This is a genomic window from Vibrio profundi (assembly GCF_043642225.1).
GTDB lineage: Bacteria > Pseudomonadota > Gammaproteobacteria > Enterobacterales > Vibrionaceae > Vibrio > Vibrio profundi_A.
This window is the reverse complement of record NZ_JBHZSF010000001.1, coordinates 370,732-394,711: the sequence shown is the minus strand read 5'-3', so window position 1 is coordinate 394,711 and position 23,980 is coordinate 370,732. Positions and strand designations below refer to the sequence as shown.

19 protein-coding genes are annotated in these 23,980 nt (G+C 44.2%); 11 read left to right on the top strand and 8 right to left on the bottom strand.

The window, feature by feature from the left end; all coding sequences use genetic code 11:
- The first annotated feature begins 256 nt into the window (after positions 1-256).
- Entirely contained in the window at positions 257-1,264 is a 1,008-nt protein-coding gene (locus ACHUFI_RS01840) for a tetratricopeptide repeat protein (protein WP_394246497.1), read from the top strand.
- A gap of 100 nt (positions 1,265-1,364) precedes the next feature.
- Here ACHUFI_RS01840 and ACHUFI_RS01835 read toward each other — a convergent pair whose 3' ends face one another.
- The 6 genes from ACHUFI_RS01835 to ACHUFI_RS01810 form a co-directional block, all read right to left on the bottom strand.
- Complete coding sequence (locus tag ACHUFI_RS01835) at positions 1,365-1,955, bottom strand: alpha-ketoglutarate-dependent dioxygenase AlkB family protein (protein WP_394246495.1); 591 nt, start codon at positions 1,953-1,955, stop codon at positions 1,365-1,367.
- Positions 1,956-2,006: 51 nt separating this feature from the next.
- A complete protein-coding gene (locus tag ACHUFI_RS01830) occupies positions 2,007-3,434 on the bottom strand; it encodes an NAD-dependent succinate-semialdehyde dehydrogenase (RefSeq protein WP_394246494.1) in 1,428 nt (475 codons plus the stop codon).
- A 144-nt stretch (positions 3,435-3,578) separates the two neighbouring features.
- On the bottom strand, positions 3,579-3,965 hold the full coding sequence (locus tag ACHUFI_RS01825; RefSeq protein ID WP_394246493.1) for a DUF3574 domain-containing protein: 387 nt from the start codon (positions 3,963-3,965) through the stop codon (positions 3,579-3,581).
- A 77-nt stretch (positions 3,966-4,042) separates the two neighbouring features.
- Positions 4,043-6,241 (bottom strand): nucleoside hydrolase, encoded by a 2,199-nt coding sequence (locus ACHUFI_RS01820; protein ID WP_394246491.1) that lies wholly within the window; start codon positions 6,239-6,241, stop codon positions 4,043-4,045.
- A gap of 15 nt (positions 6,242-6,256) precedes the next feature.
- On the bottom strand, positions 6,257-11,299 hold the full coding sequence (locus ACHUFI_RS01815) for a diguanylate cyclase (protein WP_394246490.1): 5,043 nt from the start codon (positions 11,297-11,299) through the stop codon (positions 6,257-6,259).
- 445 nt (positions 11,300-11,744) lie between these two features.
- Entirely contained in the window at positions 11,745-12,851 is a 1,107-nt protein-coding gene (locus tag ACHUFI_RS01810) for an alpha/beta hydrolase (protein ID WP_394246488.1), read from the bottom strand.
- Between the two features lie 276 nt (positions 12,852-13,127).
- Between ACHUFI_RS01810 and ACHUFI_RS01805 the strand changes: the two genes are divergently transcribed.
- The 9 genes from ACHUFI_RS01805 (at position 13,128) to ACHUFI_RS01765 (ending at position 22,037) form a co-directional block, all read left to right on the top strand.
- A complete protein-coding gene (locus ACHUFI_RS01805) occupies positions 13,128-13,832 on the top strand; it encodes a response regulator (protein WP_394246487.1) in 705 nt (234 codons plus the stop codon).
- 37 nt (positions 13,833-13,869) lie between these two features.
- Positions 13,870-15,201, top strand: coding sequence for an ATP-binding protein (locus ACHUFI_RS01800; RefSeq protein ID WP_394246485.1), 1,332 nt, complete (start codon positions 13,870-13,872; stop codon positions 15,199-15,201).
- A gap of 103 nt (positions 15,202-15,304) precedes the next feature.
- Positions 15,305-15,592: a Bor family protein gene (locus ACHUFI_RS01795; RefSeq protein WP_394246484.1), complete on the top strand. Its 288-nt coding sequence runs from the start codon at positions 15,305-15,307 to the stop codon at positions 15,590-15,592.
- A gap of 352 nt (positions 15,593-15,944) precedes the next feature.
- Entirely contained in the window at positions 15,945-18,752 is a 2,808-nt protein-coding gene (locus tag ACHUFI_RS01790) for a methyl-accepting chemotaxis protein (RefSeq protein ID WP_394246483.1), read from the top strand.
- A gap of 400 nt (positions 18,753-19,152) precedes the next feature.
- Positions 19,153-19,641, top strand: coding sequence for a lipocalin family protein (locus ACHUFI_RS01785; RefSeq protein ID WP_394246949.1), 489 nt, complete (start codon positions 19,153-19,155; stop codon positions 19,639-19,641).
- A gap of 39 nt (positions 19,642-19,680) precedes the next feature.
- Positions 19,681-20,130: a GNAT family N-acetyltransferase gene (locus ACHUFI_RS01780; RefSeq protein WP_394246481.1), complete on the top strand. Its 450-nt coding sequence runs from the start codon at positions 19,681-19,683 to the stop codon at positions 20,128-20,130.
- A 35-nt stretch (positions 20,131-20,165) separates the two neighbouring features.
- Positions 20,166-21,002 (top strand): NAD-dependent epimerase/dehydratase family protein, encoded by an 837-nt coding sequence (locus ACHUFI_RS01775; protein WP_394246479.1) that lies wholly within the window; start codon positions 20,166-20,168, stop codon positions 21,000-21,002.
- 120 nt (positions 21,003-21,122) lie between these two features.
- On the top strand, positions 21,123-21,632 hold the full coding sequence (locus ACHUFI_RS01770; protein WP_394246477.1) for a YgjV family protein: 510 nt from the start codon (positions 21,123-21,125) through the stop codon (positions 21,630-21,632).
- A gap of 174 nt (positions 21,633-21,806) precedes the next feature.
- Positions 21,807-22,037, top strand: coding sequence for a hypothetical protein (locus ACHUFI_RS01765; RefSeq protein ID WP_394246476.1), 231 nt, complete (start codon positions 21,807-21,809; stop codon positions 22,035-22,037).
- Positions 22,038-22,096: 59 nt separating this feature from the next.
- On the opposite strand, the gene ACHUFI_RS01760 is transcribed toward ACHUFI_RS01765, so the two are convergent.
- Positions 22,097-22,261 carry a hypothetical protein gene (locus ACHUFI_RS01760; protein ID WP_394246474.1) on the bottom strand — a complete coding sequence of 55 codons (165 nt, stop codon included), beginning with the start codon at positions 22,259-22,261 and terminating at the stop codon, positions 22,097-22,099.
- Positions 22,262-22,666: 405 nt separating this feature from the next.
- Here ACHUFI_RS01760 and ACHUFI_RS01755 point away from each other — a divergent pair, with 405 nt between their 5' ends.
- A complete protein-coding gene (locus ACHUFI_RS01755; protein WP_394246473.1) occupies positions 22,667-23,155 on the top strand; it encodes an Lrp/AsnC family transcriptional regulator in 489 nt (162 codons plus the stop codon).
- A gap of 59 nt (positions 23,156-23,214) precedes the next feature.
- Here the strand turns inward: ACHUFI_RS01755 and ACHUFI_RS01750 are convergent, their stop codons facing one another.
- Positions 23,215-23,922: a DUF445 family protein gene (locus ACHUFI_RS01750; protein WP_394246472.1), complete on the bottom strand. Its 708-nt coding sequence runs from the start codon at positions 23,920-23,922 to the stop codon at positions 23,215-23,217.
- Positions 23,923-23,980: the final 58 nt, after the last annotated feature.

The following is a 23,980-nucleotide window of genomic DNA, read 5'->3' as shown; positions in this document are numbered from 1 at the left end:
ATACCACCCCGGTAAATGTGAATTTCGAGATAAATAATCGCGATGCGGCTCAAAATGGTTGTGTAATAAATCATCGAATCATCATTTTTGAGAATGATTTAGGGCCAAATCTGTGATCTGGAGTTGCTTCTTACTTTGAAAATTCCGATAAAGCCTTAACAAGATCTCTATTTTATTATTGTGTATTAGGTGAATAGTTTTTCACATTGATATCGTCACTTTCACTTTTAAATATAGGCGGTTAGGTGGAAAAGGGATGCGAAAATTCAGTAGCAGTTTATTGGCTTCATCGGCGATATTACTTTCGAGCAATGCCATTGCTTATGACTTGAGTATGGAAGTGTTTGAAGGTGAAGAACTAGCAATTATAAAGGCGGCGGAAACGAGTAAAGATCCGGCTGTATTAATGGAAGCCGCTAGCTTGTTGATGCATGATTCTATGTTTCAAGAAAACGTCGATCATGGACTGAAGTATTATCAAGAGGTGGCAGAGACAGGAAACCTAGAAGCACTGACCGTCGTGGCTGATCACTATTATGGTGAAGATGATTATGAGAAAGCGCTTGCTTGGTATCATAAAGCGGAATCCAGTAAAGACCCATATATCTTGTACAGCCTCGGGGTCATGTACTTTGACGGTGAAGGCACCGAAGTCGATTATAAGAAAGGGAATGAGTATTACAGAGAGGCAGCGGAAGGCGGCTACTCTGATGCTATGTACCAGTTGGGCTTTTCTTATAATGATGGCCTTGGAGTAAAGCAGGACTTGACTAAGGCACTGTACTGGTTAGAGAAAACCGCAGAATTGGGCGACCCTAGTGGCATGTACAACACCGGAATCTCCTACCTCAATGGTGAGGGAGTAAAAGTGAACTGTGAAACCGCGATTAAGTGGTTTACTAAAGCGATCGAAACTGGCGAGCATGCTCGATCTTACTCGAAAATGGGCGATATTTATTATTATCCGAAGTATAACAAATCCTGTGGACTCAAAAAGACGGATTACAAAAAGTCTCTTCCGTACTTTACTGAAGCAGCCAACCGAGGTGATTCTTACGGTCAATACATGGTGGGCTATTCTTTTAGAAATGGCCATGGAACTTGGAGTGATTTCACTAAGGCGTTAGCTTGGTTTGAGGTGGCAGAAGAATACGGTGACCCTGATGCGGCAAAAGAAATTGAAGACGTGAAACGTTATATGTCTACAGAGCAAATCGCTGAAGCGAATACCCTGAGAAATCAACTTCTCGAAGAGATTTGGTAAGAACATAAAAAAGGAGCGTATTCGCTCCTTTTTTCGTTCAGGTGAGCTTTAGAACACTACAAACGACTGGCGATATCACTTTACCTACCTCGGCAAGTGGTTAGTCGATAATAGTGCGGTAAGTTAAGTTGATTCGAGGTGACTTAGGACGTTTGGTTTTTGGCACAGTATGAAGCCAATGCTGTTGTAACTCGCCAGCCATAATCAACAAGCTCCCTGATGTTAGCTCAAAGGTGAGTTTTCCTTTGGTGACTCGATGTTTTAAATGAAATGTGCGAGCTTCTCCAAAACTCAAAGACGCAATCACTGGGTTTAAGCCGAGTTCTGGTTCATTGTCGCTATGCCAACCATTTGAGTCGTTTCCATCTCGATACAAGTTAGTTAAAACAGAATTAAACTTGGTGTCGGCGATTTGTTCACATTGCTCTTTGAGTGAGAACAATGTGGGTAGCCAAGGTTTCGGCTTCATGACTAGATTGGAGTATTGATAGGCTTTTTCCCCATACCAAGCTTGCAGGCGAGGTATGGGCATTGTTTTTCCAAATAGAGTGATGTCGTCGCTTTGCCAGTCAACGCTTTCTAGCAGCTCGTGATACAAAGCGTCAGCGTTAGGCTCTTCGATAAAGTTTGGAGACCAGTAAATAAACCCTTGGTTGATTTCATGCCACTGATTAGGTGAAAAGTGAGTCATAGCGGTCGCCTCAATGTACTGACAGACACGACTTGTTAGGCAGCCTAGACATTAGTGACCACCGAAGCATAAATATTTTATATTTAGGTATTCATCGATACCTTGTTTGGCTCCCTCACGGCCAATACCAGATTGTTTTACGCCACCGAATGGCGCTGCTTCTGTTGAGATAATACCTTCATTAATGCCTACCATTCCGTATTCGAGCGCTTCTGCGACTTTCCAAACGCGATAGATGTTTTGGCTATAAAAATAGGCGGCCAAACCGTAAATGGTGTCATTAGCCATTTGTATGAGTTCGTCGTCGTTTTCGAAGCAGATAATTGGAGCAACAGGGCCGAAAATCTCTTGTTGGACAACATCCATCTCATGAGTGGCATGCTTTAGAACCGTGGGCTGGACAAATAATCCGTCCAATTTTTGGATTGGGGTGGTAGGGATCGCTCCTTGTTCCACTGCTCGCTCAATTAACCCTAAGATATTGTCTTTCGCGGTTTCACTGATTACCGGCCCAACAGTAACACCTTCATCTAACCCATTACCTAACGTCAGTGCTTGAACTGCCGCATCAAATTTATTGACGAATTCGTCATACACACGGCTATGCACGTAGAAGCGATTAGCACAGACACAGGTTTGCCCTGCATTTCTGAATTTAGAGGCGATCGCGCCTTGAACCGCAGCTTCAATGTCGGCATCGTCGAAAACAATGAAAGGGGCGTTGCCACCTAGCTCCATAGACGTTCTTTTCACGTCGTGTGCACTTTGGCTCATGAGTAGTCGACCGACTCGAGTCGAGCCAGTAAAGGATAATTTTCTGATAAGTGGGTGAGAGGTAAATATCTGACCGACTTCAATTGGGTCTTTACCGACGACGACTTGCAATAGGTCGCTAGGCACGCCTGCTTGATAAGCGAGCTCTACCACTGCGAAGGCGGATAACGGGGTCAATTCTGCAGGTTTCACGATAAAGCTACAGCCTGCGGCTAATGCAGGCGCTGCTTTACGCGTGATCATGGCAATTGGAAAATTCCATGGAGTAATGGCGCATGCGACGCCTACAGGCTGTTTGATGGTGACAATGCGTTTGTCTGTCGAAGGGGCGGGGATGGTCTCTCCGTAAACACGCTTCGCCTCTTCAGCAAACCACTCAATGAAGCTCGCGCCATACAGCACTTCGCCTTTTGCTTCTGCCAGTGGCTTTCCTTGTTCAAGGGTCATGAGCCGTGCTAAATCGTCTTTATTTTCGATGAGTAGTTCATACCAGCGATGCAAAGTCGTAGCGCGCGATTTCGCTGGTAGTGCCGCCCATGATTTCTGAGCACAATGCGCCTTCTCGATACCAGTCGTGATTTGATTGGGGTTCGACACTGGAGCATAACCAATTAAATCGCCAGTGGCTGGATTGAAAACCGCGATTCCATTGTCTGGATCAAGCGTCAAGGATGAGAGCAAACTTTGATTGTTGATGTTATGCATGAAAAACCTTTATCAGCACGAGGGGCAATACTTGAGTCTACACTTTTTATTTATTTTCCCCACTTTAAAGTGGGGAGAGTTGTGGGATCTTAGTTTTTATAAACCTTAGGCAAGAGGAACAGGATCGCTTAGGTGGAGCAGAGCTTAGTCGCTCGGGACAAATTCCCATTTATTGATAGGTTTCTTAACCAACATGACAGAGTCTTGGTGGTACATCGTCGCGTAGTCGTGAGCAATGGATTCCGCTTTGCTGACTTCTTCGGATTTGGCAATGATAGTGACAATTTTAGAGCGCTCTGGTTTTCCTTTCCAATATCCTTCAGAGTCGACAATGTTAAAACCGTCAAATCGCTTAGCGATGTTATTGGTAACAAAATGATCCCATTCTTGAAGTGTTATTTTTTCCCCATCGGGTATCGATAAACCAAAGAAAAGCTGAATGCTATAGACATCAGAAGCGGCTGATTTCATAGGCATTAGAGCGACGGGAAGCGCAAAGAAAAATGCGAGGTATTGTTTTTTGAAAAGCATAGCGGGATTTGGCCTTTGTAGTCATGGTGAAGGTTATAGGTATTCACCTATAACCTTCTTTTGAAATGGTGGAAGGGCTAGATGCCTCTTAGGTATCCTTTTTTCCTGCCGCATTCCATTTCCCATTGAACGCCATATTGATCACGCCAATAGAAGAACGACATCGGGAACGGAGAAAGCACCATAGGTGGTCCAGCGACCTCATCTTGCGCCCCTTCACCCGGATAACGCACAAGTTCTACCCCCGGTTGATCTTTGAGGTAGTTAAATGCTTCCATGATATTGCTGACTTCCAATGCTGTGTGTCGCACCCCACCCATATCATTGGTGTTTTTGATGGTAATGTTTTGGTCGCCCACCGGGTCATAGTAGCGCATGAGCTCTAGGTATAGCCCAGCGTTCGGGTGATGCAAGAATCGGATGTCGACATCCACTTTCCCGTTCTCAAACCCTGCATCTTTTGCGAATGAAGCTAAGGTTAATCGTGGATAGTCCATGATCTCACCAGATTCATCATAAGCTTGCTCGAATCCTAGTGTTCTTTGATAAAAAGCCGTGGCCTTCTCGACATCATCAACGATGATATTCAAGTGAGAAACAGCATAGATGAACTTTGATGGATCGTTCGGGGTTACAATATTTGAGACCATCTTCTGCGCAAACTCTTCACACACGCCGGTGCAGTAAAGCACAGAGTTTGAGCTGGTACAGTCTGGTGAGGCCACCAAATATGGCTTGTAGCTATTACCCAAGTTGTATTGTCCAGCTTTTGTATCGTCTGGAGCTATTCGGATTTCAATTGGCAGCTCTTGCCACTGAAAATGGTTCGGGTTGGCTGCGAAACCTGCCGCTAGGGTGTCGAATGGGTTAAAGCCTTGCGTGCCAAACTTATCTTCCCACATAGTCAACCAAGGTTGAGAATGCTGTTTAAGATAAGCGCCTACATCGTCATTGTCAGCGAGTGTCGCCATGTCTTTGTCGGTTAGCCAAACTTGGTTTGCGAGTTCAAAAGGAGTCAAAGCGACAGGGACGCTACTTTCCAATAGCACCCTGAATGCATCTGGGTCTAAATCAAAGTTGAGATCGCGAAAAGGCGTGTTTTGTTTTGGGCCAACGATGAAGTGTTGTTTTTCACTGCTGCGCCCTGCGACTAAAATGACTTGGTCGATTCTGGAAGCAAGCTCTGGATACAACAAAATGAGTGACGCGACAGTGGTCGCGGGGCCTAAGGCCACAATCGTCATGGATTGTTTTCGTAATTTATCGGCTAGGGCTTTGACCGCGGCATTCTCAACGATATTGTTCATGTCGAGATCGCAGGACGCGCCTTTTACTACAGGCAGAGCGACTGGGCCGAAGCGGTGAGAGACGATTTTAGCCAGTTTGTACGCTGTTTCTACATCTGTGTTGCCGTAGGTTGCGCTAACGCCTTCCACTTTTACATTGCTTGAATTAAACAGGCTTATTAATGCATAGGCATCATCGACATCGCACGGCTCTCCAGATTCCGATGCAGTGCCTATTGAGATATCGGTATCAACCCAGACTTTCTTTTTATCAAGCTTATCGATGATCGTTTTCGTGACTAAATCGACGGACGCGGGGTTTTGACCAGTGATCAATCCCGTTTCTGTTACGACAAACTGTGCGTTTGGCTGCTCACATTGGTAATTGGCCCCTGCACTGACTAAAGCGTCTTCAAGGTGATACGGCAGCGCTTCTATATATTGGTGGGGTGTCAGCTTTTCCTCTGCATCAGAGAAAGCCGTGAGCTTTAAATCACTTACGAGAGGCGAGCCATCTGGTTTCTGGGCAGACAGCAATCCGGTTGGTCCATGGCATACCGAACCAATGAGTTTTTGGTCGGCATAAAATTCACTGACAAGTTGAGCGAGCGCTTGACTTTGCCTAAAGTCCCAAAGCGTACCGTGCCCCCCACAAAGAAACAGCGTGTCGTATTGAAGTGTGCTGATATCTTTTACTGAGGGAGTACGTTCTAGTTGATTCATAGCAAATTTAGATGCCATGAAACGAGTGACGGAAGGGGTGACGAACTCTCCTCGAGCGCTTAATGGATCGGCATGTGCACATCCACCTTGAATAGACGCGATAGTGACTTCATAGCCTGCATCATAAAAGCCCCAAAACGGGGTGGCGAGTTCGTTAAACCAGAAACCTGTTTTCTCGCCAGTACCATCGAGCTTGGTGTGGCTTGTGACAATCAGAAGGGCTTTCTTTGTGGTTCGGTTGTTATTTTTGTGGTGCGTACCCTGCATTACTATCCTTAGTTTCTACTGTATTTTGGTGACGACTTGGTTTCGACCATTATGCTTGGCGTGATACAGAGCTTGGTCGACACGTTTGAGAACGGTATCGATGGAATCTCCGCTTAAAATTGGGGTGACGCCAATACTGACGGTTATCGTATTGGCGGGTGAATTATTCTGCTGAGCGATCTTATTGACGATGCTATTGGCACTGCTGACGGCTTCGTCAACGTTGCTTTGGCAGAGAATAATAAATTCTTCTCCCCCCCAGCGGCCTGGAGTACTTGTGTAGCCAATGGCATTTTTGATGGAAGAGGCGACATTGACGAGCACTTCATCCCCTACATCATGGCCAAATGAGTCATTGATTGACTTAAAATGGTCGATGTCGAGCATGAGTAAAGAATGGTGTTGTGCGCCGTTTGTGGCCATAAGAGCACGCTGGATTTGCTCTTCAACGTATCGACGGTTGTAAAGTCCAGTTAGCTGATCTGTCGTTGACAAAATGTAGAGTTCTTCATTTTTATCTGTCAGTTGCTCATTGGTTTCGTAGAGCTTTTTAGTCCGTTGTTTAACGAGCTCTTCCAAGTTGTCGTTCATCAACTCTAAATCTCGGAACATACGAGCATTTTCAAGGGAGATAGCGGCTTGAGCTGCGATAATATTCAGTGTTTGAACTCGATCTGACTGAAACGCATCAGTGAGGTGGGAGTTTTCTAAATACAAAACGCCAAAGACTTTTGATTGGCGAACAATGGGTACACAAAGCACGGAAATGTTCGCGTGATTAGCAAGGTAAGCGCAATGTTCAAACTGATTACTGTCGTTGTCTTTTGCGTAAACTAACGGTTGTTCAGTGTTGATCACATACCGCACCACAGCGTGAGATAACTCATTGGTGTTAGTGTAAGGAATAGGCAGGTCTTCCAGCCCCTCACTTGAAGCTGAGTTTGGATCTATTTCTTGCGTAATATGGAAAACATTGTCGATATTTTGAAGCAAAAGACCTCGAGTTGCTCCTGCATTCTCTACCGCTAAATTAAGCAATACAGCGGTGAGTTTCTCCATGTTCATATGCTGAGATACAGCTTGAGAAGCTTTAACTACCGACCCCATATCGAGGATTGAAGAGAAGTCTTCAGTCCCAAGAGTTGACTCGATGGTTGTTCGCATGGACGTAGAGTCCAGTACGTGTGGCGCTTCTAGTTCTGGATATCGCTGTTTCAGCCATTGTACTTTACCTTTTGCTCCCCACTGCTCGTAGCCATCGAGAGAGCGCTTTAAGTACACTTGGGCGTGGTAAGATTTTCCTTGTTCTTTCCAAAACATCCCCGCAAGTTCATCTGCTAATGCGGCATCCATTAAGAAGTGCGCCGATAGCGCTGACTCTCTAGCCAGTTCATAGCATTCGAAAGCCCCTAGCACGTCTTGATTCAGCCTTAGGTACTCGGCTTGTAGCATTAACCGCTTGTGCTCAAAGTTGTTCGAACACAGTGCTGACCAAGTTTCGAACTGCGTGATTAGTTCTTGAAGCCACTGTATGTAAGGTGCGCGTTCTGATTCATTAAGCTCAGTGCAGGCGGCGGCTAAATGTAAGCCAGTATACAGGCAACTGTCGACTTGGATGATTTGCGCTTGAACCGTACTTTCAATGACAGGCAGCCATTCTTTCAGGGTTTCAATTGGAAGAATATTCCTAGCCAGCAAAGAGGCTCTTAGTTCTGAGTAGGCGATATGCCCTAAGAAGAAGGGTGCTTCTTGGTAATCTGCAATTAATGTTGAAGTTGAAAATGAGCCGTCGTCTAAAGATGAGAAACTATCGGTTTCACCTTTTAAATGTTTCAGTGGTTGCAGCACAATGAGCTTAAGTAGCTGGACGATATCGGTTAGGTGATTAGACGCCAGGTAATCTAGGCTAGCTTGTGATTGCTCTTCTACTCGATCTAAGTGGACCTGCGAGGCAAGAAGTACATGAGGAAGCTGTAGGAATACCCAACCCGCATAAGGGGAGCCTGATTCCAAAGACAACTTTGACGCCTCATGCCAATAGTAATGACTGCTTTTAAGAGGCTCGAGCCAGTGATTGATCCCTAATGAAAAAACATGATAGGAATAATTTTTAAACGCAGGATTTTGATATTTGTCAGCCAAGCGAATGGCGAGTTGACCGAGCGTATGGCCCGTTTGGTATTCACCGCTTGAACATAATACGGTCGCGTAATTAATGTAGCCAGCGGAGGCAATCGAACAATGCCCTTGCTCAAGTGAAATTCTCGCGCTAATTGCTGCGACGGCCGCAAGCAATGGGCCGCGACCAAGTAAATAGCCATCGGTGAAGGCATCAAATAGAAGTTCATGAGTGAGGCTAAAGTTGACTTCGTCGATGTCATCTTGATAGAGCAAGCTTTCGATATCAGTATCGGCTAGCAATGACTCTATCTTGGCTCTCTCTTGTGTAAACAATTCTAACAGTGACTCATCATCATCTGGCAAGTGAATGCCTAACAGACGAAGGGCTTCATATTCACACTCTACCGACTGCTGGTATTTGCCCTGATGATGGTATTGCTTAGCTTGAAGGTTAAACAGCGTTAGCTTGTCGGTATCGTCTGTTAACCGATTTCGCAACTCATTATAGAGGCTTTCTGCTTCATCGAATTTGGCAACCAAATAGTAAGCTTGGGCCAACTCCAAATCTACGGCGATAAAGAGCTCTGAATCGATACTCTCTTCGGCATTAAGTAATGCTTCTTTGGCGAACATCAGACATGAGTGGGCGACGCTGTATGCCGCAGACAACTTGGCTTTTTTACTGGCCTTTAGGTTTAGCTCGGCCAGTACCTTATTGTCAGAATGGTCGGCGTTTTCTCTGCCTTGATTTAAGTGCTCGACGATGTCGAACAATTCGCTATCACTTGTTGTGAGTGGTTGCTTAGCAAGCTTGTGCTGACCAATATTCCAATGTAACTGTTTAAAATTATCCTCGGAAAGTAGGCAGTACGCGGCCTGTTGAACACGGTCATGCACGAACTGGAAAGTAATGTCAGGCAGCTGCTCTGAGCTATCAACGGTGAGTAACTCAAAATTATCATCAAGAGGCTGAATGTAGCCTTGAGATACCGCAGGAACTAGAAGGTTAGCCACTTGGGCCCGGTTCTCACCAGATAAGCCAGCGAGGAGGTTTAGGCTAAATGTATTACCAATACACCCCGCATACTTTAATAACTCTAGGGTGCTTTCAGCCAGCTTAAGCATGTTTGCTTGCAGCATGGCCACTGACGTTTCCGCGCGAGGCATTAGGTTGACGGCATGCCTGTTCCAATGCCACTGCTTAGACGTGTAGTTAAAGTATAAATCTTCTTGAGCGTATAAGGTGGCGAGTATGGTTTTGTATACCTGAGGATTTCCGCCTGACTTTTCATGTAAAAGTTCGTTGAACTCATGATAATCACGTTCAGATAGCTGAACTGTGTCTTTTAAAAGCGCTAAAGATGCCGCAGGTGTCAGCTCTTGTAGTTTTATTGAAACAAGGTTTTCACAGGATTCTACTAAGGTAGGCATCGTAATCATCAAAGGGTGATTACCGGTAACTTCGTTATCTCGATAAGCGGCAACCACCATCAAAGTGGATTGACTTAACGTCGGCGCCATCGCTTCTAAGAGGGTCAAACTTGGCGGATCGATCCATTGTAGGTCATCAATAAACAGGACCAATGGCTTACCAGCGTGTCCTAATGAAGAAACAAAATTGTAGAAGGTCGTGCTAAAACGCGTCGACGCGGATTCCGTAAGAAGTGGTTCAACTTCCGGTTGCTTACCTATTAGGGTTTCTAGTTCAGGTAGCACATCGATCAGAACTTGTCCGTTTGCCCCAACACTATTGAGGATATTGCGTTTCCAGAAGTCGATGCTTTCTTGGCTTTCTGAGATGATTTGTCGAATAAACCCAGAAATGGCCTGTAGAATTGCAGAGTACGGCTGATGACGGAGAACTTGGTCGTATTTTCCGCTGGCAATATACCCGCCTTTTGCCGTGAGTGGCTTGTATAGCTCACGAATGAGGGACGTCTTACCAATCCCTGAGTGTCCCGCCACAAACACGAACTGGCCATGTCTGTTGCTTGTTTGATCAAAAGATTTAATGAGCGTCTCGACTTCACGATCCCGCCCGTAGAGAGTATCCGGAATGCACAGGCGATCTTTCAGATCGTTAGCGCCAATATCAAAATTAGGAATAGTACCGTTTTGTTCATGGCTCAATATGCATTTTTTAAGATCAGCAACGATGCCTTCCGCGCTTCGGTATCTGGCATCAGGTGACTTGCTCATCAATTTCATAATGATGCTAGATATCGCGCTTGGTAGAGTTGGCGCGAGTTGATGCGGTAGCGCTGGTTCTAGAGCGATATGACTATAAATAAGCTCATTGGTGTCTTTTGTCGAAAAAGGAAGTTGGCCGGTGAACAGCTCGTAAAACAATACGCCGAGAGAATAGAAGTCGGTTCTATAATCCAACCCTCGGTTCATTCTTCCGGTTTGCTCTGGCGACATGTACGGTCGAGAGCCTTCGATAAATTTTGGTTTAAGGATGCTTATGGCTTTATCTGGAAACTCAAGGGATGAGCCGAAGTCGAGCAATGATATGTCACCAGTCTTGGGGTTAAGAATAATGTTGCTTGGAGAAATGTCTCGATGGCAAAAATTCTGCTGGTGGACGGTGCTCAGTCGCTGCGCTATTTGAGTTGCAATTGTCAGCCCTTCCGCGAGCGAAAGCTTATGACTTGTTTGATAATCTCGAAGTGAGACGCCTTCCACCCATTCTCGGACAAGGACGGCTGAGTTCTTGAGTTCAATATGTTCTAGTGAGCTTGGGATCCCTATCCCTTCTATGGCTTTGAGTACTTGAAATTCACGCTTGAGCGTTGATAGTTGCAACGGCTCTGGAAACTCACTAGATGGCACTTTCAGAGCGACCAAGGTTTGATCGCTGTTCCTGATGCCTTTATATATTCGGCTTTGGTAGCCGCTATAGATCTCTGTTAATTCAGAGAAACCATCCATGTTCATTCATACCTTCCTGGTAATGAAGCGACATTACCCTACAACAAGTAAATTATGCGATAAGACAAGAGCAGACCTAGTTTTAGATATGCCGACTCATTGATTGACAAAGACAGGATCGCTAGTCGGGGCAATCGTTCTTTTGGGTAAGATAAATCAATGAAAGCAAATATCACACTTAGTGATTTTTATATCAGCAGTCTTATTTTTATACACAAATAATGCCATACATTGTGTGATGAATTCCATTTCTATTATGCGAATTTGATATGTGTCATGTGTTGTAGACAAAAATAAAACGATGTCGTGCTACAGGTTTTCTGGGGGAGGCGGGGTGTTTGAAGCCTAGTTCAGAATACTTAAAAGTGCTGAAGTACTTACCAAAATTGGCGGTAAGTACTTCGTTATTCATTGTCAAGTCGTGGGTAAGAATAATGGTTATAGTCGGTAACTAATTAATTTCATTTATAAAAATGTACTTGTCTGAATCTGATTTTGTCACCCAGTGCTCGCCATTTGCAGGCGCTGAATCGAGAGTGAATAAGTAAAAATCAATCCCTTTGTCACCCATAACAGTATTAAAGTAAGTGGCCTGCTTTCTATGGCTTTTGTCGGTATATGGGAAGTCTTTAGCGGTTTTATCACCTTGCCCCCAACTGTGCACGCCTACTTGTTGACTGGCTTCAATCGGCTGACTGGCATCGGCAGTATTCAATATACGTAACTTACCAGCGGCGAATAAGTCGGTACCACCTGAAAATACAGAGCCAGTCGCATTAACCACCGTGGTCATTTCTTGGTTATGAATCAAAAGCCCAGTGTACATATTGATGTCATCGTCAGCACTTCCGCCAATGTGATTGTTAAAAGCCATCGTCATTGAGCTGCCAGAGAAGTTTTGAACAATCTCGTTAAGCTGTAAGTAAGTGGTTGCGCCTAGTGTTGAATTGATTCGCTCGGTGCTGCCATCATTGCCAAAAATGTCACGATAGAACTCATTAAACGCAAATGAGGTAGTGATCGTCATTTGATTACCAGATTGAGCCGGCGTTAAAACGGTGGAGCCCACGCTGCCCAGGTATTCTTCGGCCTCAGAGTAATACTCGATACGGACGGCTTCGTTTTGAACGTGAGTGACTGAATCAATGAGCGTAGTGTCGTTACCGATTGAACGAGTGGCGGTATCACATCGAAACGTCGCGAAATTGGTTTGGTTTTGGTAAATAACGCAAGGTTCTGTTTCGCGCCCATTTTGCAACAGCAAATCCAAACTATGGCTGCCGTTATTCGTCGACAGCTTTACTAAAGTCATTTGTTCTCCAAAAGACTCGGCAAAGCTAACTTGGTCGTAAGTTTGACCTTGGTAAACTAAGCGCATCGATTCGAGGATCTGTTGACGTTCGTCTAGCAGTTCATCGCGTTCAGTATCGGTAAACTTATGGTCTGCCAACGGTTTCGAGGTTGCTGCTGCTTCTGATTTGCTGTCATTTGAAGATGAATTGCATCCAGCCAATAGAAGTAACGGAGTGGCTAGTAAGAGAGTGCGATAATATTTCATGTGATTCCCCATCATTGTGATGGAAGAATCTTAGAGTTTTGAAATGTAATTTACTGTCTTGTTGATGTATGGGAATGTAATGATAGGCAGTGGTGATGCTAAAATATTATCTGACAATGTCATTATCGATACAGTTACGAATAACGTAACCCTTTCATTCCATGAGAAGATCCTATTTCTGAATACTGATTTTTGCATCTAAGGTGGCTTGGTTATCTCACCGACCATTGACTGAAAACGCAAAGATGAAATGCTTATCTACAAGGTAAAAACCGCATGACGCAACATAAAATGCTCATCGTTGAAGACGATATAAAGCTTCAAAAAATGTTGAAAGACTACTTTATTACTCAGGGTTTTGAAGTGACGGTATTAGATGATGGTGAGGAAGCGGCTCACACTATGATTGAACAGCAACCCGACATTGTATTGCTTGATTTGATGCTCCCTGTAATGGACGGCCTGACAATTTGTCGACAGACGCGATCTTCATATCGCGGTAAGATCTTGATGTTGACGGCGAGTGACGATGATTTTGATCACGTGGCTGGCCTTGAAACAGGGGCCGACGACTTTGTTACTAAACCCATCAAACCACGCGTATTACTCGCCCGAGTTCGATCTTTACTAAGGCGTCAGGAGCCACAAGATACGCCGGCTCAGGATGATGAACTACTTACCTTTGGGCGTTTGGTGCTAAAAAATCGATACAAGAAATGTGAGTTAGCAGGGCAAGTGCTTCCATTAACGGATAGTGAATTTGATCTACTTTGGCTTTTAGCCAGCCACCCAGATAGCCCCTTGTCTCGAGACTTTTTGACTCAAGCTCTGCGCGGTATCGAATACGATGGCATCGATAGGACCGTTGATAACAAAGTCGTTCGATTACGCAAGCTGCTTGGTGACGACCAATCCCCAGCAGGAAAGGTACAAACGATCAGAGGTAAAGGCTATCTATTTGTGTCCACGGCTTGGAACTAAATACGCCTAATATACGGCGTGAATATAAGAGAACGATATGCGACGTATTTATTTGGAATCTATCTTTGGCTTGCTAGGGTGCTTTATCGCAAGCCTGTTTCTATATGAGATTACCGTCTACCAACTCAATACGGATTATGAATTCGTATTGGAAGATTATGAAGCGACTGCCTATCGGGATTTAGTGGATACTATTGCGCTGAATCAGGGCTTAGAGGCTGCGCACCAAGCCTTGCACAAATACGCGGAAACAGCACAAAGCACACTAACTATATTTGAGAATATCGATGACACGCCGTTAGTGGTTCGTGAGTACTTTTTGTCTCAACCCGATGTTCCCATTTTCCACGATGACGATCGCCAGCTATGGTTCCGTTTATCGCAAAACGATCATATTTATTTATACACAGAAGATGACAAAACGTTTGTGCGAGAGAAGGTTGAACTGGAAAACAATCTCGTTTGGGCATTCTTTATTTCAAGCTTCTTAGTCTACGGCGTTGGCCACTTATTTATTATTTTTAGAAGAGTGAAAAAGCTAGAGCAAACCACATTGAAGTTTGCTGAAGGCGATTTGTCGGCGCGAGCAGAAACCTCGTCAGGCCGCTCGATAGGTACGCTGAATCAATCATTTAATGTCATGGCAGAGCGAATATTTCATCTTATCGAGAGTAATCGCTCTTTAACAAATGCGGTGGCCCACGAGCTGAGAACTCCTGTGTTTCGTATTCAGTGGCAAGCGGAGCTTTTGAAAGACACCGAATTGACGAGTGAACAACGTCAAACGGTTGAAAGCATTGTTGAAGACACCGAAGAAATGGAGCAGATGGTTGATGAACTGCTTTACTACGCCAAGTTGGATAATAGCCGTTTGGCGTTGAACAAGGCCCCACTATGCTTGGACGATTACTTCCCCAAAACGATAAAGCGTTGGGGTAAAGAAACATTCCTAGCACTTCGTTTGCAATTACCGGATGCTGAAGAGCTGGGAGAAGGCCTGCTCTACGTGGATCAAAAACTGCTGACGCGCGCTCTGGATAACCTAATGCGAAATGCTTTTAAGTATGCGAAAAGCCAAGTGCTGGTAGCGGTGGTGATTGACCATCAAAAGCTGGTTATTGGCATTCACGATGATGGGGAGGGCGTTGAAGATGCTCATCAAGCGCATTTGTTTGAACCGTTTTATGTGGGCAATAAAGCCCGTAATAAAGCCAAAAGCGGGCATGGTTTAGGGCTATCAATCGTTCAGAAGATCTGCGACCAACATGAGGCAGCGGTTACGGTTGGACACAGCGAAATACTGCAGGGAGCGGTATTTACCATGACTTTCCCACTTTGTAATGATTTGAATGACAAAGGCATACAGTAAATACAATTAAGTTCTGGAAAGATAGTCGGCAATGAAAGGCGGGGGTACCTCTTTAAATTTGAAGGTACTAACGTTCTAGTTAAACGACATTTCTGGAGATAACATGAAAAAATTGATTTTACTTGCTGCATTATCGGTAGCGGTGACGGGTTGTGCTCAACAAACATTTGTAATGAACCCACAATCGAGTGAGCCAGAAGTGGAAACTTCACATCATTTCTTTATTAACGGCTTAGCGCAGTCGAAAGAAATCGATACGGTTTCCGTGTGTGGCAGCGCTGACAAAGTCGCAAAAGTGGAGGTGCAAGAGACATTTGTAAATGGTCTTTTAGCAACGCTTACTTTTGGAATTTACACTCCTCGTGAAGCTCGAGTTTACTGCAAAGCGTAACCACCACTTTAGCTAAATGATAAGCACCACGAATCCCCCGTCTATGGGGGATTTGTCTTATCTGCAACTAACAAATTCCAACCTGATTCTGATGATATAAAACTCACTAAGCGCTAACTTTAATCTAAGTCGTTGTAAATATGGCTTTACATTCCCTTACCTCTAAGGTGTTACAAAAGGTGTCTGCCGCTTGTTATGCTTCCTAATTCGTTGTCCTCTTGGTCTGCAATTTATCCGTCGATGGTACGATTGATTTGGTTGGGTTATTGGTTTTTGGGGTTGCAAAAATACAATGAATAAGTGCTATTCAATATCACGCCATCGAAGAGTGACATAAAGAATAAGGATAGTTATGAACCAGTGGTTAGGACGTATCAAACTTTCGCGTTTGATTATTGGAGCCCTTGTATTTATAGGTGTGGTACCGGCGTTGATTCTGGGAGGGAATGCAGTTCTTTTGACTCAATCTGCATTAACTGAACGATCATATGATCAACTCGATACGGTTCGAAGTATCAAATCCTCACAAATTAATTCGTTTTTTGCTGAGCGAGAAGCCGACATGGAGGTACTGGTTGATGTTGCTAATACACTTCAGCTCGAAGGGTTTCGAAAACTAGAAGCGATTAACCAGTCTCAAGCGAATCAAGTCAGAGAATATATTAAGCAGCTTAAGTCTGGGCTGCGCTTATTTGCGGACTCTTATTCCACCAGAATGGTGATGCAAGAGTTTGATCGTGCGTTTAAAGCGCAGGGTGATCAGGTAAAGGGGCGTCAGTGGGCTTCCGTTTCGGATAACTACGCCGCTGAAGTAGACAGATTCCAACAGCAATTCGGCTGGTACGATGCTTTTTTAATTAACCTTGATGGCGATATTGTTTACACCACAACACGTGAAAACGATCTGGGCAAAAACGTAAATTCACAGAACATTCGTGGAACGGGTCTTGAACGCGCTTTTTCTCGCGCGAAACAATCTAGTGATCAGGCCAAAATACATTTTGGGGATTTTACCTTGTACCACTACTCCAAAAATGTACCGGCTGGTTTTTTTGTTACTCCGATTACCGATCAGCAGCAACACATTCTTGGCTATGCTGCCCTCCAGTTTCCGATTGATAAAGTGAACAGCATCACAGGTCAAACACAGGGGATGGGGAAAACCGGGGAAACTTACCTGATCGGTAGCGATAAACTGATGCGTTCGGATTCACGTTTAGATCCTGTTGGACACTCGGTGGTTGCCTCATTCAAAAACAACACCCGAGTCGAGACAGAAGCGGCTGAGCGGGTCTTTTCAGCGGGAGCTAGCTCTAGCATTATTACCGATTATAACGGCAATTTAGTGCTATCGGTTTGGCAGCCAATTGAGTTAGATGATTCCCATCAGTGGGGCATCTTGTCTGAAAAAGACGTGATTGAATCCTTTGTACCTAAAGATGATCAAGGGGTCGAGCTGTACAGTAAATACATCGAAAACTACGGTTATTACGACCTCTTTTTGATAGACCCTAAAGGCGAAGCGTTTTATACCGTCACTAAAGAAGCGGACTATCAAACGAACTTGGTCGATGGGGTTTACGCATCCAGCAACTTGGGCAAATTGGTTCGTGAAGTGATTGCGAATAAGCAATATCAAATTGTTGATTTTGAACCTTATGCCCCATCCAATAATGACCCTGCCGCCTTCATTGCAAAACCTATCCTGAATGAGCAGCAAGAAGTGGTAATGGTGGTGGCATTACAGCTGTCACTCGAGGCGATTAACGCCGTGATGCAGCTTAGGGAAGGCATGGGAGATAGCGGTGAGTCTTACTTAGTGGGTTCTGATTTTAGAATGCGCTCTGATTCGTTCTTAAGCCCGGTCGATCACTCTGTTGCCGCATCATTTGCTGGCAACGTTGAAAATAACGGAGTGAAAACACAAGCGACAATCGAAGCATTAGCCGGACAAAGTGGCTCCAGTATCATCACGGATTACAACGGTAACCAAGTCTTGTCGTCTTATTCGCCATTGGATATTGGCGGTATTCGCTGGGCGTTAGTGGCGGAAATAGATCAAAGCGAAGCGTTTGCTTCTGTCTATCAAATTCGCAATAACATTACCTATTTGATGATTGCCACGTTGTTAGTCACTGTGGCGCTTGCAATCTATTTAGCGAAGATTATCAAAAAACCACTTGGGGGAGAGCCAAGGGATATGATGCTCTTAGCTCAGCAAGTTGCCAAAGGGGATCTAACGTATAAGTTCGACAGCAATGCCTCTGCTGACAGCCTGTATGGGTCGTTAAGAGAAATGTCAGATAACCTCAAGCAATTAATCGCTCACCTGCTCGAAGCCAGCCAAAGTTTAGCCTCTACAGCGGAAGAAACCTCGGTTGCTAGCGAACAAACGACTCATGCGGTGACGACTCAACATCGTGAAACTGAATCTGTTGCGTCGGCCATCGAACAAATGACCGTCTCGATTCAAGAGGTCGCTAGAAGCACCACAGATGTCGCGCAAACCTCTCGATACGCTTATGAAAAGAGCACATCGGGTCAGGAGTCCTTGAATCAAGGCAGCAGTGCATTAGGTAGCCTAGTAAAAAATGTTTCTGCCACCAACGATGATATGAAAATGCTCCAGATGAAGAGCAATGAAATTGGTCATGTACTGGTTGTGATACAAGAAATTGCGGAGCAAACTAATTTGCTGGCTTTGAATGCGGCGATTGAAGCCGCAAGAGCGGGCGAAGCCGGGCGCGGTTTTGCGGTCGTGGCGGATGAAGTTCGTACATTAGCGCAAAGAAGCCAAGCTTCTGCATCAGAGATTCAAAATATGATCTCTTCGGTGCAGCAGGCTGCGAATTCTGCGAGCGAGAATATGACGCGCTGTGAAGAACAAGTTCAAGTCACCGCAGAGCTTTCAGAAACAACCAAACAGAACTTCGTCGAAATCTTGAATTCGATTAACCAAATTAATTCGAAGATGGAACAGGTATCGACAGCGGCTGAAGAGCAAGCGAAAGTCACTGATACGGTGAGCAGCAGTATCACGACAATCAGCGAAATGTCGGTGCAAACGTCGGCCAGTGCAGAGCAACTTGCAGGAGCAAGTCATGAGGTCGCGCAGTCGGCTGAAGAGCTAAACGCCCATACATTACAGTTTAAAGTGTAAAACTAGCCGCTTTCTCAACTCCCATAAAGCCGACCTATGTCGGCTTTATTTTTACTTAGTTGCTTTAAAGAGTGCTTAGCTAGAGGTGTGCGGAAGCGTTTTTAGGTGCGCCATTTACAGTGTAAACACCAACTCCATGTCACTTGAAAAATAGACGGTGCTGACTCATAGAGTGCTCTATGATTGAACCTAGGTTGAATTTACAGAGTAGATCAATTATTTAGGCTAGTTCGATGAACTATTTGGGGTGATACGTCGTAGTAGAAACCAACGAATCACAAAAGCACCATTGCGTGCGAGGGATTAAATGAATATGAAGACGTTATCGATGGTTTTGACTCGGTCATTGGGTATATTCCAACCGTTCAAAAACAAGCTGCTGATCATTGTATCAGTGTTGATGCTAAGCGGATGTTTGGGGATGCCTGAATCGGTCAGGCCAGTGCCTAACTTTGAGATTCAGAACTATGTAGGGAAGTGGTATGAAATCGCTCGTTTAGACCATTCTTTTGAAGACGGGTTAAGCCAAGTGACGGCGGAGTATGCGCTGCGAGGTGACGGAAGTGTCAGCGTATTGAACCGTGGTTTTTCAGCTTCACAAAATGAGTGGAGGGAAGCGGAAGGCAAGGCTTATTTTGTGAATAGTGATTCAGAAGGCTACCTGAAAGTCTCTTTTTTTGGTCCTTTTTATGGTTCTTATGTTGTTTTTGCGTTGGAGTACGAAAACTATGAATACGCTTTTGTATCTGGACCCAACACTGATTATCTTTGGCTGTTAGCTCGTAACCCATCAGTAGAACCAGCGGTTATCGATATGTTTCTAAAAATGGCAAAAGAGCGTGGTTTTGACACTGAGCGCTTAATTTTTGTGGATCAGGGAGGAACCTGACGACGCTCTTTTAGCCAAAGTAATAAATGGATCAGTGAAATGGAAATAATCAAAGCGACGCTCAATGAATTGGATTTGGTCGCCCCCCTCTTTGACTCTTATCGAGTGTTTTATGGTCAAGCCAGTGATTTAAATATCGCTCGAGGTTTCATTCAAGCGCGATTGGAAAACCAAGAATCGGTGATTTTCTTGGCAGTAGGGAGCAATGGCGAGGCCTTAGGTTTTACTCAGTTATACCCTAGTTTTTCTTCCGTATCCGCCGCTAGAACGTGGATTTTGAACGACCTATACGTAGCTGATACCGCGCGAAAGCAAGGCGTGGCAACACAGCTAATGGGGGCTGCTAAGAAGCTTGCGGTGGAAGGCGAAGTGAAAGGGTTGGCTCTAGAAACAGCGGAAGACAATCTAAATGCTCAAAAGCTGTATGAATCTTTAGGGTACAAAAAGGAACTTGGTGCGTACCACTATTTTCTCGATCTATCCGTTTAGTGTTACCTCAACTTACGAACACAGGCTAATCCATTATGAAAGTCTTAATTGCTGGAGCAAATGGTTATCTAGGTAAACACGTCACAGAGTTGTTTCTTAATACTGACCACGATGTATCGACTTTTCAGCGGATGCACACTGAGGGAGAAAATCGCAAAGGCCGCGTGACATCGAACTGTGTGCATCTGCACGGCTGCTTTGACATCGTGATTAACTGTGCTCGTCCTCATTGGAGTAAACATAGCCCAGAGGAAATATGCCGGCTCGAACAAGCCTTAATGTCTGATCTCAATTTGTTTGCGAATGAGCGTGCTATCAAAGTGCATACCTCAGGAGTGTGGTTGTTTGGGCATGCGTCCAAAGAGGATCTAAAAATCTTCACGTTTAACCCTTTAGAGATGGTTCAATTAGATGTGGAGAGCGTTCAACGTGCATTAGCTCAACGTTGGCATGTGGTCTATTGTCCAAGCCTGATTTACGGCGGTGAGAATTGTCAGTTGAAACGCATTCTTGCTGAAAAGAGTGAATCAAGAATAGACGTTGCTTTACCGAGTACCGGTTACAATCAATATGTACACGTGGTTGATGTGGCGCGTTTCTACTTAAATTTAACGCAAGCTCCAGATCTGCAAAGTAGACAACATTTCATTGCTGAAGAGAAAGGTTACTCTCCCCAGCAGTTTGCTGAGCTTTTGAAAGAGAATAGTGTGGTGGAACAAGTCTTGGCACTGGCGTGGTCTGATTACGAAGCGAAATACTCACTCTCGGCGGTCGAAATAGAGAAGCTCAATTTGAGCCTGCCGATCAGCCCAGCATTTTCAGCCACCCACACTCTTGCAAAGTATATCGCTCAATGTGACTTGAGTAATTGAATCATCTGTCGCGTTGAATCTTAGACATTTGCGCTCGCATTTTACTTAGTAACACTTTAAGGTCGGTTCATAATTTCTATTACACCCATCTATTTATAAAGTGATGGGCTGGGATTTATTATGTCTGTGTTTTTCCTTTCCCAAGTGTTAGTTGGGATTGCTATCCTGTTTGATCTGATGTCCTTCCAGTTCAAAGAGCGCAAAAAGATCGTGGCATGCTTATTTGCTGCAGGCGTTCTTATTTCAAGTCATTTCATTCTATTAGAGCAATGGACAGCAGCAAGCCTGATGGTTATTGCGACCACTCGTTATCTGATCAGCATTTTCTCGACGTCTCCTAAATTGAAATGGCTGTTTTGTGGTGGCTCTATCTTGGCTACCGCGGTGACGTTTAGTGGACTCGTGAGCGTTATTAGTTGTTTGGGATCGCTGTTTCAGACCGTTGCTGCGTTTAATAAAGAAGATAAGCGTTTAAGGGAATTAATGATTGTCGGCACAAGTTTTTGGCTACTGCACAATTATTTGATTGGCTCTCCTACGGCAGTGTTGATGGAAGTCTTGTTTATTAGCAGCAATTTGATTGGTTACTATCGTTACTATTTGAAGAAGACAGCGACCGTTAATCCATGAGGTAAGGAGATTTTTTGGGATCAAACAGATGTTTGATGTCTAAAAAGTGACGAACAAACTGTGTGTTTTTTGAACTTGGCGCTCACTTTTTGAAAAGGTTGAATGATTTGTGGAACTGGGTTGAACATTATGTGTCAATTATCAATAACGTCAACGACCTAATGGGACAAAGGTATGCCAGATTTATATTGCAAAGCATGTAAAAAGACAACGTTACATAAGTCGATTATGAAACGGTGTGAAATTGAGCCTGAAGACTTCTCTGGTCGGTTGTCGGTCATGCAGCAATTAGTAAGCAAGTTCGTAAGTGGTAAGCACTACTACGACATGGAATGCCAGCACTTTTGTCGAACCTGTAACTGTAAAGCCGAAGAGAAAGGGCTGGAGCACCACGCGGTGGCGTAACTCAGGCACTCCCATTCTTATTCTGTTCGTAAACCTCGGATCGACTTTGATTTGAGGTTTTATGCTGCTAGGGAATCCGATTTTAATTCGTAGCCATCAATCATGACAGGCCAGCCATAGCGTTCATATTCTTTCGCTAGTGCATGTGCAACATCTTTAGAGACAGTGGCGTGTGTCCATGAACCGATACCAAATGGTTTATAAGCAATTTGTTGTGTCATCATGTTGTGATCTCCTTCCCCGTAAGTGATTCCATTATTCACCGAACAGCTAAATGATACTTTTCTAATTAGCTCAAGTTATTTGTTCAGCAGGTCAAAAATGTGTTCGTTTATTAACACTTAGCTCACATCTTTATAACTTATTTGTCGTGCTATCTACTCTTATAAATGCTTATATGTGTTATGTTTATTGTATAAAGTGATTTGTGTGATCTTTATTCATAATGTAGCTAGTCTTGCGGAAACTTCAGGTTGCCTACTTATTCATTAGTTTCTTTAAAAGCTCAAGTGGTGGGTGGTGGAGTAGGTTAAAAAATCGTGGTATTTGTTAATTTGTGACTGAAAAATTTTAGCTAACATTTATTTATAGAATATAATAATGAAATCAGAGACTAACGAAGAATATCTATGACGAATAACCAGTTAGACCGCATTGATAAAGACATATTAAGGATCTTACACGCGAAAGGTCGGTTACCTGTGGTTGAACTGGCTAAGCAAGTGAACCTTACGACCTCCCCTTGTTCAGACCGTTTAAAGCGTTTAGAAAAGGAAGGTTATATTCGCGGTTATCATGCTGAGCTGTGTGCTGAAAAATTAGGCTTAGATGTTCAGGTGTTTATTCATATTCGTTTGGACCAAACAAGCTTCTCGATTTTTGAGAAGTTTGCCGATGCCGTTGAATTGATGCCTGAAATTGAAGAGTGCTATTCCTTATCCGGTGATTTCGACACTATGATAAAAGTACGAGTGAAAGATATGAAAGCTTACCAAGAGTTTATGTCGAGTAAGCTAGGTACTTTACCAGGTGTTATTCAGACTCGAAGCGAAGTGGTGATAGAAGAGCATAAATCTGGTTTTGGCGTGAATGCCGAGCTTTTGGCGACTTTGAGCTAAGTGACTGGGCATTAAAAAAGGGAAGCTCATTGCTTCCCTTTTTTATTGATGTTTGGAGATTACAGAGTAATTGCCGCTGAAATTACGCCGATGATACCACCAAAGACACCCCCCCAGACTACCAGCCAGCCTAGGTGTTGCTTGATCATTTGTTGAACCATTTCTTTGACCAGTTGAGGCGTGAGTTCATTCAAACGTTGGTCAATGATCGCTTCGATGTTCTCTTTGATTTCATCCATCATTGCTGGAGACTCTAGCTGTTCTTTGATGGCTTCTTTTACAGAATCGCTTTGGCTAATCTCGACAATGGATTCTTGCATTTTTTCAACGAAAGGCGCTTTCAATGGTTGAAGGGCTTCAGTGCCGCCAAGCATAGCGAGCATGCCACCAAATGAAGAGTTCGCGATAACGTCGACCAAAGAGTCAAATGTTGGGTTTAAGTCGATTTTATTGATGACGGGCTCTAGGTTCAGTGATTGCGCGCCTGCCATTTCTTGGTTCAGGAAGCGGTCAATATTACTTTCAGTGAAGAATTGCTCCATCATTAAACGTTTGATCGCTGCTTTGAACTCCTCAAATCGTGCTGGGATGACACCTGAGCCATAAAGGCCCGGCACTTTCTCGAATAGCATATGAATCGCGAGCCAGTTTGTAATAGCGCCAGAGAATGCGAATAAGCCAGCATAAAGGGCAAAGTCGTTTTGAGTTGAGTAACCCACTGCCAGTAACGCCAAAGCGATAACATTAGTGATTAAGCTTTTGTTCATGATTGATCTCAATGTAAGTAATTGGGCGAGATTTTAAGAAAAAAACAAATGGGAAGGA

Coding starts and splice junctions, on each gene's coding strand:
- ACHUFI_RS01785 (WP_394246949.1), top strand. CDS start 19,153: ATGCTAAGCGGATGTTTGGGGATGCCTGAATCGGTCAGGCCAGTGCCT.
- ACHUFI_RS01800 (WP_394246485.1), top strand. CDS start 13,870: ATGCGACGTATTTATTTGGAATCTATCTTTGGCTTGCTAGGGTGCTTT.
- ACHUFI_RS01760 (WP_394246474.1), bottom strand. CDS start 22,261: ATGATGACACAACAAATTGCTTATAAACCATTTGGTATCGGTTCATGG.
- ACHUFI_RS01840 (WP_394246497.1), top strand. CDS start 257: ATGCGAAAATTCAGTAGCAGTTTATTGGCTTCATCGGCGATATTACTT.
- ACHUFI_RS01775 (WP_394246479.1), top strand. CDS start 20,166: ATGAAAGTCTTAATTGCTGGAGCAAATGGTTATCTAGGTAAACACGTC.
- ACHUFI_RS01820 (WP_394246491.1), bottom strand. CDS start 6,241: ATGCAGGGTACGCACCACAAAAATAACAACCGAACCACAAAGAAAGCC.
- ACHUFI_RS01815 (WP_394246490.1), bottom strand. CDS start 11,299: ATGAACATGGATGGTTTCTCTGAATTAACAGAGATCTATAGCGGCTAC.
- ACHUFI_RS01790 (WP_394246483.1), top strand. CDS start 15,945: ATGAACCAGTGGTTAGGACGTATCAAACTTTCGCGTTTGATTATTGGA.
- ACHUFI_RS01755 (WP_394246473.1), top strand. CDS start 22,667: ATGACGAATAACCAGTTAGACCGCATTGATAAAGACATATTAAGGATC.
- ACHUFI_RS01830 (WP_394246494.1), bottom strand. CDS start 3,434: ATGCATAACATCAACAATCAAAGTTTGCTCTCATCCTTGACGCTTGAT.
- ACHUFI_RS01770 (WP_394246477.1), top strand. CDS start 21,123: ATGTCTGTGTTTTTCCTTTCCCAAGTGTTAGTTGGGATTGCTATCCTG.
- ACHUFI_RS01805 (WP_394246487.1), top strand. CDS start 13,128: ATGACGCAACATAAAATGCTCATCGTTGAAGACGATATAAAGCTTCAA.
- ACHUFI_RS01795 (WP_394246484.1), top strand. CDS start 15,305: ATGAAAAAATTGATTTTACTTGCTGCATTATCGGTAGCGGTGACGGGT.
- ACHUFI_RS01750 (WP_394246472.1), bottom strand. CDS start 23,922: ATGAACAAAAGCTTAATCACTAATGTTATCGCTTTGGCGTTACTGGCA.
- ACHUFI_RS01810 (WP_394246488.1), bottom strand. CDS start 12,851: ATGAAATATTATCGCACTCTCTTACTAGCCACTCCGTTACTTCTATTG.
- ACHUFI_RS01835 (WP_394246495.1), bottom strand. CDS start 1,955: ATGACTCACTTTTCACCTAATCAGTGGCATGAAATCAACCAAGGGTTT.
- ACHUFI_RS01765 (WP_394246476.1), top strand. CDS start 21,807: ATGCCAGATTTATATTGCAAAGCATGTAAAAAGACAACGTTACATAAG.
- ACHUFI_RS01825 (WP_394246493.1), bottom strand. CDS start 3,965: ATGCTTTTCAAAAAACAATACCTCGCATTTTTCTTTGCGCTTCCCGTC.
- ACHUFI_RS01780 (WP_394246481.1), top strand. CDS start 19,681: ATGGAAATAATCAAAGCGACGCTCAATGAATTGGATTTGGTCGCCCCC.